Origin of the sequence: Bradyrhizobium sp. CCGB20 (assembly GCF_024199855.1) — a bacterium.
Taxonomy (GTDB): Bacteria; Pseudomonadota; Alphaproteobacteria; order Rhizobiales; family Xanthobacteraceae; genus Bradyrhizobium.
This window is the reverse complement of record NZ_JANADN010000001.1, coordinates 1,375,587-1,388,091: the sequence shown is the minus strand read 5'-3', so window position 1 is coordinate 1,388,091 and position 12,505 is coordinate 1,375,587. Positions and strand designations below refer to the sequence as shown.

The window sequence follows — 12,505 nt, the reverse complement described above, 5'->3', positions numbered from 1 at the left end:
TTTCCCGCGATTACGGCGTAGCCCGGATCCGGGCGAGCAGATCCTTGCCGAAGCGCTTCTCGAATTCGGGCTCCAGGGGCTTCACGGCGTCGATGAAGGGTTGGCGATCGACCTTCTCGATGATCTCCATGCCGGCCTTGCGCAGCTCCTCGATCTTCTTTGTCTCTTCCGCGACGCCACTCTGCCAGGTCGCCTCCGCACCGGCCTTGGCCGCGGCGATGATCGCGGCCTGGTCGGCGGGCTTCAGGGCCTGGAACACGTCGCGATTGGCGACGAAGGCGATCGGCGCGAAGAAATGCCCGGTCAGGCTGGCATATTTCTGCACCTCCTCGAGATGGCTGGTGGCGATCGTCATGACCGGGTTCTCCTGCCCGTCGATGCGGCCATCCTTCAGCGCGGAATACACCAGTGTGAACTCCATCGGCACGACCTCGGCGCCCAGCGCCTTGAAGGTCATCTGATAGACCTCGTTCGGCAGCACGCGGATCTTCAGGCCGCGAAGGTCCGCCGGAGAATGAATCGGCCGCTTCGAATTGGTGACGTTGCGAAAGCCCTGCTTGCCGATCGCGAGCAGCACCAGTCCCTTGTCGGCGAAATGCTTGGCGAACAGCGCGCCAACCGGCCCCTCTGCGACCGCCTTGGCCTGCGCCGCATCACGAAACAGGAACGGCACGTCGAACACACCGAACTCGGGCACGGCGGAGCTGACCACCGAGCCGGACAGCGTCGCCATGTCGACCACACCGCTGCGCATGGCGGCAAGGATCGCCGTCTCACTGCCCAGCGCGTTGCCGGCGCGTGCATCGAGGATGATGCGACCCTGTGCGAGCTCGGCGAGCTTGCGACGAAATTCGTCGGAGCCGATCTGCTGCGGCGACTGCGGCGAGCCATTATACAGCAGCGACACCATCTGCGTCGCAGCAGCCGACGGCCGAACAGCAAAACAGAATAAAGCCAGAACCGTGCTGGCCACACCAATGTAAAGCCGCTTCATCGCCCCTCTTCCCCAAGCGAGGCGACGATAACGAGATAAGCTATATGAATTGTTAACCTAGATTCCGGGCGGTGCCCGAGCACCTTAGGCGCCCGGCTTCACCGCGCACTCCGGTCGCACTGATCATTTCTCCGCGCTCTTGCGTCGATAGGCGACCAGCAGCGCGATCGTCGAACCTATGAAATAGCCGGCGGTGGCGCCGGAGATGGCACGTCCGACAATGATCGCGAGCGCGCGGTCGCTGGCATCGATCGCCGAGATCACGCCGACGGCATATTGAAGAGAGAACACGACGACGTTGCGGATCAGGGCAAAGGCGCTGCCCGGCCGGATGATCTCACCGGTGTTGTGATCCACATCGAAAGGCTGCGGCGTCAGGACGCCTAGCGGCAGCAACGCCAGTGCGGCCGCGATCCAGGCGACCAGCGGCCACGCGGTGTCCTGAGGACCGAAGCCGATTCGCGAAATCCCCCAGACGATGAACACGACCGGTACGATCAGCGCGCGCCAGATCGGCGTCGTGCGTGGCTGCATGGCCTGAACACCCTGCCACACCAGATAGGCGAGCAGGATCCAGACCCAGACCGGCGTATGGATCAGGACCTGATAGGCGAATGTCATGATCACTCCTCCCCTACAGCGGCGCCGCGCTCTCGCCCTGCGAGCTCGACAGTTTCGAGGCCAGCGAGGCGATGACGATGACCACCGCGATCAGGGCAATCACCAGCGTGCAGATCGCGTTGATCTCGGGCTTCACGCCGAGCCGCACCTCCGAATAGATCCGGATCGGCAGCGTCGCCGAGCCGGGCCCGGTGGTGAAGCTCGCGATCACGAGATCGTCGAGCGACAGGGTGAAGGCCAGCATCCAGCCCGCCACGATCGCGGGCGCGATCAGCGGCAGCGTCACGGCGACGAACGCGCGAACCGGGTTGCAGCCGAGGTCCATCGCAGCCTCCTCCAGCGAACGATCCAGCGAGCCGAGGCGGGACTGCACGACCACCGCGACGAAGCACATCGTCAGCGTGGTATGCGCGATCGTCACCGTCCAGAAGCCGCGCTCGGCATTCAACGCGACGAACAACAGCAGCAGCGACAGACCGGTGATCACCTCCGGCATGACGAGCGGCGCGTAGAGCATGCCGGAGAACAGCGTGCGGCCGCGAAAGCGCTCGCCGCGCGACAACGCAACGGCTGCGAGGGTGCCGAGCAGCGTGGCGATGGTCGCGGAGGAGACCGCGACCCTCACGCTCATCCAGGCCGCTTCGATCATGGCGCGGTCATTGAAGAACTCGTGATACCAGCGCAGCGACCAGCCGCCCCACACCGTCACCAGCCGCGAGGCGTTGAAGGAATAGATGACGAGGATGAGGATCGGCAGGTAAAGGAACGCCAGCCCCAGCGCGAGCGAGGCGATGTTGAAGCGGGACAGGCGGGAGACCTTGCGCATCGCCTCACCGCCCCTGTTCCAGTTGCCGCTTCTGGAGCCGCTCGTACAGCAGCAGTGGCACCAGCAGCACCGCCAGCAACACGATGGCCGCCGCGGACGCGACCGGCCAGTCCTTGTTGGTGAAGAATTCGAGCCACAGGGTCTGGCCGATCATCAGTGAGTTGGAGCCGGCCAGAAGGTCCGGGATCACGAACTCGCCCACGATCGGGATGAAGCACAGCAGCACACCCGCGCCGACACCGGGCAGCGACAGCGGAAAGGTGACGAGCCAGAACACCTGCCACGGCGGCGCGCCGAGATCAGAGGCCGCCTCCTCCAGCACCGGCTCCATCTTCGCGAGCGTGGCATAGAGCGGCAGGATCATGAACGGCAGATAGGAATAGACGATGCCGATATACATCGCGCTGTCGGTCGAGAGCCACACCACCGGCTGGCTGACCAGATGCAGCGCCAGCAGGATCTGGTTGAGCAGGCCGTCATGCTGGAGGATGTTGATCCAGGCGTAGATGCGGATCAGGAACGAGGTCCAGAACGGCACGATCACCAGCACCATCGCCACCGCTTGCCAGCGTTTCGGCAGCCGCGCCATGCCGTAGGCGATGGGATAGCCGATCAGCAGCAACAGCGCCGTCGCGGTGAGAGCAACGGTCAAACTGCGCACATAGGCGAACACATAGATGTCGTCCGAGGCGAGCAGCTTGAAATTGTCGATCGACAAAGCGGCAAAGGCCGCCGTAAGCGCCTCCCATCCCGCGGTCAGGGCGAACACCGGCTCGTAAGGCGGCTGCGCGATCGCGGTCTGCGACAGGCTGATCTTGAGCACGAAGCCGAACGGCACCAGGAAGAACAGCACAATCCAGACATAGGGCGCGATCGCGGCAAAACGCGCCGGTCGCGCGAAGATGCGGCGGGAGCTCATGACGGCAGCACCACGCAGTCGTCAGGCGTGAACCAGGCGACGACGCGCTGGTTCAGGCTGTAGGCGTCGACGTCGAGGCGCGCACTGTTGGCGACGGAAGCCTGTATCATCCCGCCCGTATCGAGTTTCACCTTGTAGGTGGTGGTGCCGCCGAGATAGCAGATGTCCGCGATCACGCCGTCGAGCGTATTGATCGCGGTTTCACGACCGGCCTCGCTCACCGGGCCGCGGCGCGACAGCTTGACCTTTTCGGGACGGATCGCGATCGAAAATTTTCCTGCGCCAAGCGGCTCCCGCGGCTCGGCCACCACCAACGCGCCCGCATCACGCGTGCCAATGACCAGGCGGTGACCGTCGCGCAATTTGGACTCACCGTCGAACAGATTGACGTCGCCGACGAACTCCGCGATCCAGCGCGAGCGCGGCGCCTCGTAGAGCTCGCGCGGGGGCGCGACCTGGGCAAGCTTGCCTGATTTCATCACGCCGATCCGGCTCGCCATCGTCATCGCCTCCTCCTGATCGTGGGTGACGATGATGAAGGTCATGCCGAGCCGGCGCTGCAATTCCATCAGCTCGCCTTGCGTGCTCTCGCGCAGCTTCTTGTCGAGCGCCGCGAGCGGCTCGTCGAGCAGCAGCAATTGCGGCCGGCGCGCCAATGCGCGCGCCAGCGCCACGCGCTGGCGCTGGCCGCCGGAGAGCTGGTCGGGCTTGCGCTTCTCCAGCCCCTCGAGCTTCACGAGCGCGATCATCTCCGCGACGCGCGTCGCGATCTCTGCACGCGCCATGCCGGCGCGCTTCAGGCCGAAGGCGATGTTGTCGCGCACCGACAGATGCGGAAACAGCGCGTAGTTCTGGAACATCATGTTGATCGGCCGCTCATGCGGCAGCGCCTGCGCGATGTCCTTGTCCCCGAGCAGGATACGCCCCTCGTCCGGTGCCTCGAAGCCGGCGAGCATGCGCAGCAGCGTGGTCTTGCCGCAGCCGCTGGGTCCGAGCAGCGCGAAGAACTCGCCGGCCTTGATGTCGAGCGACACGCCGTCCACGGCCCGGAACGTGCCGAAGGTCTTGGCGACGCCCTCGATGCGCAGCAGCGGCTGGCCCGCCGCAGGGGGCGCATCTCCGCCGGCCGCTTTCGCCGCGGCGTCTGTTCTGGGCAATTCGTCCGTCATGGTCCCTGCCAACCCCGATTCCGCCGCACGCTAGCGGCCGATCGGCGTTTGCTCAACCGGTTCGGCAATAACTTACATTGCAGTCTGTGGCCCGGATGGAGCGCCAGCGTAATCCGGGCTACGCCATGAATGCCGCCAGCGCGTCACGATCGGCGGCCGGCATGGTCAGGCCGAGCTTGGAGCGGCGCCACAGGATGTCCTCGGGGAAGCGCGCCCATTCGTGGGTCATGAGATAGCGCACCTCGGCGCCGGTCAGTTCGGGGCCGAAGGCGGGGCCGAGCTCTTCGCGCGTCTTCGCCTCGCCCAGCACCGCCGGCAATCGCGAGCCATAGGCCGCGACAAGGCGCTGGGCCTGCGGCTCCGAGAGGAAGCGCCAGCGGTCGCGTGCGAGGTCGACCTCGGTGTCGAAACGATCCCAGGCAAAATCGCCGCCGGGCAGCGCGGCGCCGGCGGTCCAGCGCGGCGACATCGGATAGAACGGCGTCAGCCGCGTCACGGCCCGCTCCGCGCGCAGGCGCGAGGTGGTGACGTCGCCGCCGAACATCGTGATCAGCGGCGCCTTGCGCCGGCGCGCGTGGAACAGCGCCGTGCCGTCACGCCGCCGCGCGGACGCCGGCGTCAGGTTGACGCCGGAGACCGCGCGCACGACGTCGGTCGGCGCGACGCGCTCGCGGAAGTAACGGCTGGCCGCCTCGCAGAGATAGCTGACATCATCCCCTCGCATCGCGACGATCGCGGGATCGCCGGTGAAGTCGCGCGTGACCGTGCCGATCAGCGTGAAGTCGCGCTCAAGGGGGCTCGCGAAGATCAGCCGGCCATCGCTGTTCTGGAAGACGTAGACGTTATCGGACTCGAACAGCCTGGGCACGATGATCTGGCTCATCTGCATCGCCGCCATGGCGGGCTGCGGCTGCCGCAGCACGGTCTCCGCGACCATCGAGGTCCAGCCGCCGGTGGCGTTGGCGAGCGACCGGGCCGTGATCGCGCGGCGATGGCCGCGATCGACCACCGCGAGGCGCCAGGTGTCGGTTCGATCGGCGCGGACACAGCGAGCCCCGGTCCGGATCGTCGCGCCACGCTCGGCGGCATCCAGCGCCGTGAGCACCACCAGGCGGGAATCGTCGACGACGCAGTCCGAATATTCGAAAGCCGTGCCGAATGGCCGCTTCAGTGCGTTACCGACCGGATGATGCGTGATGTCGAGCGTGGTCGATCCCGGCAAGCCGCTGCGGTTCGTCAGGCTGTCATAGACATAGAGCCCGGCGCGCAGCAGCCAGGGCGGGCGCTCCTCGGAATGGGCCGGGATCACGAAGCGCATCGGCCGGACCAGATGCGGCGCGATGGCAAGCCAGGTCCGGCGCTCGGCCAAAGCCCGGCGCACCCGCCGGAAACCGCGGCGCTCCAGCACCGAGAGATCGCCATGGATCAGCCGCGGCGTCGCCGACGAGGCGGCGCCGCCGAGATCGCCCTGCTCCAACAGGATGACCCGCAGGCCGCGGCCGGCCGCATCGCGGGCGAGGCTGACACCGTTCAGGCCGCCGCCGATGATCGCAAGGTCGTAATCCGCCATGAAGCCGTCGAATGGGAGCTGAGCGCTCGCCATCACTAGAGCCATTTCCGTTCCGATGAAATCGGAACGGAGCGCCAGATTATGTTTTGACGCGTTTTCTTTACGCGACCCGGGATCCGCTTGGCTCGAAGACGCTCTAGCCGGTCTTGAGCGCAAGCTCCAAGGTCTCGGCGCGGCCGACGAGGCCGGCATATTTCCCGATCGGCAGCGGCTTGCCGAGCAGGTAGCCCTGCACGCCGTCGCAGCCCTCCTTGGCAAGGAAGGCGAGCTGGTCGAGGGTCTCGACGCCCTCGGCGATGATCGACATTTCGAGGCCATGGCCGAGATCGATCACGGCGCGCACGATGGCCGCCGATTGCGGATTGCGGCCGAGATTGATGATGAAGGCGCGGTCGATCTTGATCTTGTCGAACGGGAACGCCTGGAGATAGCTCAGCGAGGAATAGCCGCTGCCGAAATCGTCCATGGAGATGCGCACGCCGAGCGCCTTCAGCCGGCGCAGCAGTGCCAGGCCCCGATCGAAGTCCTCGATCAGCACGCCCTCGGTGATTTCCAGCTCGAGCCGGCCGGGTGCGAGGCCCGTCTCGATCAGGATTGAATGGACCAGCCCGACCACGTCGCCGTGCATGAACTGCGCCGGCGACAGGTTGACCGCGACCTGGAGCGGCTTCGGCCAGGACGCCGCCTCGCGGCAGGCCTCGCGCAGGATCCACTCGCCCATCTCGACGATCAGGCCGCTCTCTTCCGCGATCGGGATGAATTCGGCCGGTGAGACCTGGCCGCGCACCGGATGCTGCCAGCGCGCCAGCGCCTCGAAACCGATGATGTCGCTTTCCATGACGCTGTGGCCCGCGACGCCCTGCGGCTGGAAGGCGAGCGAGAGCTCGCCGTTCTTGATCGCCATCGAGAGGTCCTGGTGCAGCACGCGGCGATCGCGGATCTGCTGGTCCATCTCCGGCTGGTAGAGGCTGATCGTGCCGCGCGACTTCTGCTTGGCGCGGAACAGCGCCGCGCCGGCATTGGCGAGCAGCGAGGCGGCATCAGTGCCATTGTGCGGGAAGATCGACATGCCGGTGGTGACGCCGGCGCGGACCGCCCGGCCGTCGATCTGGAATTCCTGGGCGACGGCGTCGCCGATTTGCTGCGCCAGCGCAAGACCCGCCTCCGGCTGCTTGCCGTCGATGATGAGGCCGAACTCGTCGCCGGACAGGCGCGCCACCACGCCACCGCGCGCGGAGTCCTGGAGCCGCTTGGCCACTTCGATCAGGAGCTTGTCGCCGAGCGCATGGCCGAAGACGTCGTTGACCTCCTTGAGGCCGTCGAGGTCGACGCACAGGACGGCGAACTCCTCGCTGGTTCCCTCGCAGGCCTCGATCATCTGGGTCAGCGCCTGCAGGAAGGCGGCGCGGTTCGGCAAATCGGTGAGGCCGTCGTGATAGGCCATGTGCGCCATGCGCGACTCGGTCTGCCGGCGGTCGGTGACGTCTTCATGGGTCTTGATCAGATATTGCGGCTCGCCGGCATCGCTGAGCACGGTGGCGCGGCGGGTCAGGAACAGCCGCAGGCCGTCCTTGGTGGAGATCGGGTGCTCCTCGGTGATCATCCCGCGCTTCTTGATCGCGGCCTCGTCGCGCGCGATGATCAGCTTGGCTTCCTTGGGATTGAAGATGTCGGACGCGGTCAGGCCCGTGGCCTCTTCGCGCCGGCGGTTGAGGATCGTCTCCGCACTGCGGTTGGCGAGCAGATAGCGGCCGTCCTTGACCTCCTCCACGATCAGCGCCACCGGGATGTTGTCGACCACGAGCTCCAGGAACTTCTTCGTGCTCTCCAGCTCCTGCGACAGCGAGCGGCGGTCGGTGATGTCCTCGAACACGAGCATCAGGAATTCGGGCTTGTTGCTCTCGTTGCGAACCACGATCCGGATCGAGGCGACCATGCGCCGCTCACCGGCGCGGTCGACCTCGAATTCATTGCGGAACTGGCCATCCGGCGAATTCAGTGCCGCCCGATCGGTCGCCTCGATGCTGGCCGCCGAGATCGGAGCGAACAGCTCACGCGCATTCTTGCCGACGACGTGGTCGCGCGAAAACCCCCAGAACCGTTCGTAGGCGCTGTTGGCGAAGATGTAACGGCCGTCCTCGATGTTCTTCGCGGCGACGCAGGCCGGCACGTTGTCCAGCACGGTTTCCAGGAATTGCTTGGTGGAGGCGAGCTGCCGCGACAGCCTGCGCTGCTCGCTGACGTCCAGATGCGTCGCGACCGAGCCGCCGTTCGGCAGCACGTAATATTTCACCAGGATGGCGCGGTCATCAGGCAGCTCGGTGATCAGACCGTTGGGACTCGCCGCCTTCTCATAGAACTCTTCGTCGGAGACGCCTCCGAGAACCCCGCGCTCGCGCCGCAACTTGAGGACGTCGTAGCCGGTCATGCCGGTCCACAGATCCGACCGCGACAGGCCGTAGATCTCGAGATAACGGTCGTTGCAGAAGATGATGCGCCGCTGCGCATCCGTCATCACCACGCCCTGGTTGAGATTGTTCATGGCGGAGGAGACGAAGGCGTTGCGCCGCAACTGCAAGCGCCTGGTCCGGCGCAGCGAGGAATGGATCCACAGCGCGATCGCGGCCAGGAACGCACAGACGACGATGCCGCCGATCAGGGCTTCCCAGACCACGTTGGGATCGAGCGTGCCGAGATAGCTCGCCGGGGCCAGACCGTCCGAGAGGGCAAAGGCGCGCGCAGGCGCGACCGCGCTGCCCAGGCCCACGACGGCCTGCACAGCAATCGGAAGCGTGCTGCCCTCGTGCCAGTTCTTCTCAGCCATCAGCCACCCGCGATTTCAACGTCGGATTGTCTGGCTTCACGGGTTTGGATCGGGTAAACGCCTGTACGCGCAACAGAAAAATGTGGCGCCAAATACGGCAATTGCCCTGACATGATAAATGGTTCCTTAATGCAAAACGGACCCGCGCCCTCATTCTCAGGCCTGACGCCACCGGCGCTTTCAGCGGATGCATTGCACAACCATGGATAAAGTCGATTGCGTCGTCATCGGAGCCGGCGTGGTCGGGCTCGCAGTGGCTCGAAAGCTCGCCCAGGCCGGGCGCGAGGTGATCGTGCTCGAGGAAGCCGAGGCCATCGGCACCATCACCTCCTCGCGCAACAGCGAGGTGATCCATGCCGGGATCTACTACCGCGCCGGGAGCTGGATGGCGCGCATGTGCGTCAGCGGCAAGCACGCGCTGTACCGCTACTGCGGCGAGCGCGGCATCCCGCACAAGAATTGCGGCAAGCTGATCGTCGCGACCAGCGCGAAAGAGACCGAGAAGCTGCAATCGATCAAGGCGCATGCCGAGGCCAACGGCGTGCTCGACATGCAGCTGCTCACGGGCGAGGCCGCACGCGCGCTGGAGCCGGCGCTCGCCTGCGATGCCGCGCTGCTGTCGCCGTCGACCGGCATCATCGACAGCCACGCCTACATGCTCTCGCTGCGCGGCGAGGCCGAGGCGGCTGGCGCTGCCTTTGCGTTTCACACCCCGCTGATCCGCGCCAAGGCCGCCGGCGGCGTGATCGAGATCGAGGCCGGCGGCGAAGCGCCGATGACGCTGCAATGCGACCTGCTCGTCAACGCCGCCGGGCTCTCGGCGACAAGTGTCGCACGCCACATCGACGGCATGCCGATGGACCGGATTCCGCTGGCCTATCTCGCCAAGGGAAACTACTTCAGCTGCAATGCCAGGGCGCCGTTCTCGCACCTGATCTATCCGGTGCCCGAGCCAGGCGGGCTCGGAGTGCATCTGACGCTGGACATGGCGGGGCAGGCGCGCTTCGGCCCCGACGTCGAGTGGATCGAGACGATCAATTACGAGGTCGATCCATCACGCGCCGAGCGCTTCTATCCGGCGATCCGGAAATACTGGCCGACGCTGCCCGACGGCGCGCTGATGCCGAGCTATTCGGGCATTCGCCCGAAGATCGTGCCGCCGGCGGTGGCCACGCAGGATTTTCTGATGCAGGGCCCGCGCGATCACGGCGTCGAAGGCCTGATCAACCTGTTCGGAATCGAATCGCCAGGACTGACGTCATCGCTCGCGATCGCGGATCACGTCGCCGAGCTCGCAAACGTCTAGAGCGATTTCGAGCGAAGCGGCTACCGGTGTGCGTCAGGAAAACCCGTCCGGACAAAAAAACACGCCGCACAAATAGCTTTGCACGGCGCGCACCTTTCGGCAGGGGATGAGTGCAATAGCTCTCACCCCTGCGTGAAAGGGTACGTTCAACTCGACACTGTTACGGGGGTTACTAGTGGAGCGTGTCGCCGGTTTGCTTCAGACGCTCGATCTGGTCCTTGACCATCAACTTCCGTCGCTTCAACTCAACAATTTGCAGGTCGTCCGTTGAAAGGTGCACAAGAGCTTCGTGTAATTCATTTTCGAGAGTCTTGTGCTTCCGCTCCAATTCAACCAGATGTGCCTGAATTGTCATTCGAAACCTCCTCGGTAGGGGTAACCTTGGATTCGATCCGGACGACGAAGTGTACATCACCGATTCGTTCTGTCGATGGATATCCGTCGTCGCAGTGTCATTTTTGAAAATTCATATGTAACGAAGCGTGACCAATGTAATGACGCGCAACTAAGGAACCGCGCCTGAAAAATCCATGATATCAATGCGCTCGCGAAGCGCCGCAGCGGCCCGCAGAAATATGTTGCGGGAGATCGGCGCGCGAGGGTCGCAGATCGCTTGCGATCACGGCGCGCAAGGACGATAATTTCCACAGGCATCCACAGCCTTGAATCTCACGCTATCCGGTTTTCGGCCACCGCAAACATGACCAATGAAGACGAGCGTGAGCTCGAAGCCGAGCTCACCCGGTTGCAGCAGGAACACCGAGATCTCGATGCGGCGATCGATGCGTTGCATCAATCGCCCGCCCCCGACCTGTTGCGGTTACAGCGGTTGAAGAAACGCAAGCTGTTGTTGCGCGACCGTATCGCGTTCATCGAAGACCAGATCACGCCGGACATCATCGCCTGATCCGCGAGCCCTTTTCGCAGCGGCTCGCCACACGCGAATCCGCTTGACTCGAAAAGAACAAAATAGGAACATTCGGGCATCCCAACGCGCGCCAGGAAACACCCAGGAACCCCCAAGGACAAACGCAGATGTCGGCAACCGCCCTTCTCGACAACAGCCATTATGAACAGGCCTGCGATCAGGCGATCGCGATGTGCGACGGCAATCTGCGCAGCACCATCAAGGCGCTGATCATGGCCAACGAATATCTGGAAGCCGAGCTGGAAGAATTGCAGGCGGCGATTTCGGCCGGCTGCATTCCCGAGGCCTCGCGCAGCAAGATCCGGAGCACCAGCAGCGCCGCCTGAGTTCAACATCGGAGCAACGCCATGTCGGATGTGACCTACTACGTTGCAATGCCCTTCCTGATCGATGCCGACGGATCGCCGGTCGCGGGCGCCGCGGAGGAATGCCAGAGCTCGGCGGCCGCGTTGCGGCGCGCCGAAATCCTGGCGCACGGTGCCGGCCATATCGGCGCGGTTGCGTTCAGCCGCAGCGGCGATCCCATGACCGGCGAATTCGGCGACGCCATGCTGCTGCGCAAATTCGGCAACGTGCCGGAAGATCTGGCCACGCTATAAGATCAGTTGCTGACCAGCCTGATCCCCGGCTCGTGCCGCCGGTGCGCCTTGCGCACATACATGGCGGCATCGGCCTCCTCCAGCGCGCGGCCTGCATCGGACTGCGCCCCCAGCAGCGCGACACCGGCGGAAGCGCCCGCGGTCACGTGCTGACCGCGAAAGTTAAACGACAATTCGTCGATCGCCTGCTCGAAGGCCGCGGCCTTCGCCTTGGCATCCGTCTCGCTGAGATTCCAGAGCAGCAGCGCGAATTCGTCGCCGCCGAGCCGCCCGACCACGTCCGAGGCGCGGACCTGCTGCGTCAGGGTGGCCGCGATCGCCTTGAGCACCTCGTCGCCGGCGGCATGGCCGAAGGAATCGTTGATCGGCTTCAGGCGATCGACGTCGAGTGCGATCAGCGCGCCGCTGGCGCGGTAGCGCTTCATGTAGGCGATGGCGCGCGCGAGCTCGCGCTCGAAGCCGCGCCGGTTCGGAATCTCGAGCAGGAAATCGGTGTCGGCCGCAGCTTCCAGTTCCGCGACCCGCCGCTCCGCCTCCTTGAGCTTGCTCCGCAAGCCACGGATGGTCGCCTTGGCGCCGTCGGCGGCCGACGCGCCGCGCCGCGCCGGCCTGGCCGGGCGCCTGGAGGCGGCTTTGGATCGGCTGACGCTGGTTTTCCGGCCCTTTTTGGCCTTCGCAGCGCTTGCCCTTTTTGGTTTCTTCATGGGCATCCTGCTCAATGAAGGCTTGCGGGGATTCACCAAGACAGG

Annotated in this window: 13 protein-coding genes; 4 read left to right on the top strand and 9 right to left on the bottom strand. The window is 65.1% G+C overall.

Annotated elements, in window-relative coordinates; all coding sequences use genetic code 11:
* Positions 1–10: 10 nt before the first annotated feature.
* The 7 genes from NLM15_RS06445 to NLM15_RS06415 all read right to left on the bottom strand — a co-directional run bounded on the left by NLM15_RS06445 (position 11) and on the right by NLM15_RS06415 (position 8,923).
* Complete coding sequence (locus NLM15_RS06445) at positions 11–994, bottom strand: TRAP transporter substrate-binding protein (RefSeq protein ID WP_254116193.1); 984 nt, start codon at positions 992–994, stop codon at positions 11–13.
* A gap of 123 nt (positions 995–1,117) precedes the next feature.
* Complete coding sequence (locus tag NLM15_RS06440) at positions 1,118–1,615, bottom strand: DUF6622 family protein (RefSeq protein WP_254116192.1); 498 nt, start codon at positions 1,613–1,615, stop codon at positions 1,118–1,120.
* Positions 1,616–1,628: 13 nt separating this feature from the next.
* On the bottom strand, positions 1,629–2,441 hold the full coding sequence (locus NLM15_RS06435) for an ABC transporter permease (RefSeq protein WP_254116191.1): 813 nt from the start codon (positions 2,439–2,441) through the stop codon (positions 1,629–1,631).
* Between the two features lie 4 nt (positions 2,442–2,445).
* Complete coding sequence (locus tag NLM15_RS06430; protein ID WP_254116190.1) at positions 2,446–3,360, bottom strand: ABC transporter permease; 915 nt, start codon at positions 3,358–3,360, stop codon at positions 2,446–2,448.
* Positions 3,357–4,529, bottom strand: a complete 1,173-nt coding sequence (locus NLM15_RS06425) for an ABC transporter ATP-binding protein (RefSeq protein ID WP_254116189.1) — start codon at positions 4,527–4,529, stop codon at positions 3,357–3,359. Before NLM15_RS06425 ends, NLM15_RS06430 begins: the two co-directional genes overlap by 4 nt.
* A gap of 118 nt (positions 4,530–4,647) precedes the next feature.
* Positions 4,648–6,099: a glycerol-3-phosphate dehydrogenase gene (locus tag NLM15_RS06420; RefSeq protein ID WP_254124158.1), complete on the bottom strand. Its 1,452-nt coding sequence runs from the start codon at positions 6,097–6,099 to the stop codon at positions 4,648–4,650.
* A 136-nt stretch (positions 6,100–6,235) separates the two neighbouring features.
* Positions 6,236–8,923, bottom strand: coding sequence for an EAL domain-containing protein (locus NLM15_RS06415; RefSeq protein WP_254116188.1), 2,688 nt, complete (start codon positions 8,921–8,923; stop codon positions 6,236–6,238).
* Between the two features lie 202 nt (positions 8,924–9,125).
* Between NLM15_RS06415 and NLM15_RS06410 the strand changes: the two genes are divergently transcribed.
* On the top strand, positions 9,126–10,229 hold the full coding sequence (locus tag NLM15_RS06410) for an NAD(P)/FAD-dependent oxidoreductase (RefSeq protein ID WP_254116187.1): 1,104 nt from the start codon (positions 9,126–9,128) through the stop codon (positions 10,227–10,229).
* Between the two features lie 172 nt (positions 10,230–10,401).
* Here the strand turns inward: NLM15_RS06410 and NLM15_RS06405 are convergent, their stop codons facing one another.
* On the bottom strand, positions 10,402–10,584 hold the full coding sequence (locus tag NLM15_RS06405) for a YdcH family protein (protein ID WP_057757317.1): 183 nt from the start codon (positions 10,582–10,584) through the stop codon (positions 10,402–10,404).
* 345 nt (positions 10,585–10,929) lie between these two features.
* Here NLM15_RS06405 and NLM15_RS06400 point away from each other — a divergent pair, with 345 nt between their 5' ends.
* The 3 genes from NLM15_RS06400 to NLM15_RS06390 all read left to right on the top strand — a co-directional run bounded on the left by NLM15_RS06400 (position 10,930) and on the right by NLM15_RS06390 (position 11,756).
* On the top strand, positions 10,930–11,136 hold the full coding sequence (locus NLM15_RS06400; protein WP_008546179.1) for a YdcH family protein: 207 nt from the start codon (positions 10,930–10,932) through the stop codon (positions 11,134–11,136).
* 128 nt (positions 11,137–11,264) lie between these two features.
* The gene (locus NLM15_RS06395) at positions 11,265–11,483 is read left to right on the top strand and encodes a hypothetical protein (protein WP_254116186.1); all 219 of its coding nucleotides are present in this window, start codon (positions 11,265–11,267) and stop codon (positions 11,481–11,483) included.
* 21 nt (positions 11,484–11,504) lie between these two features.
* Positions 11,505–11,756, top strand: coding sequence for a hypothetical protein (locus NLM15_RS06390; RefSeq protein WP_254116185.1), 252 nt, complete (start codon positions 11,505–11,507; stop codon positions 11,754–11,756).
* Positions 11,757–11,758: 2 nt separating this feature from the next.
* On the opposite strand, the gene NLM15_RS06385 is transcribed toward NLM15_RS06390, so the two are convergent.
* Complete coding sequence (locus tag NLM15_RS06385; protein WP_254116184.1) at positions 11,759–12,460, bottom strand: GGDEF domain-containing protein; 702 nt, start codon at positions 12,458–12,460, stop codon at positions 11,759–11,761.
* Positions 12,461–12,505: the final 45 nt, after the last annotated feature.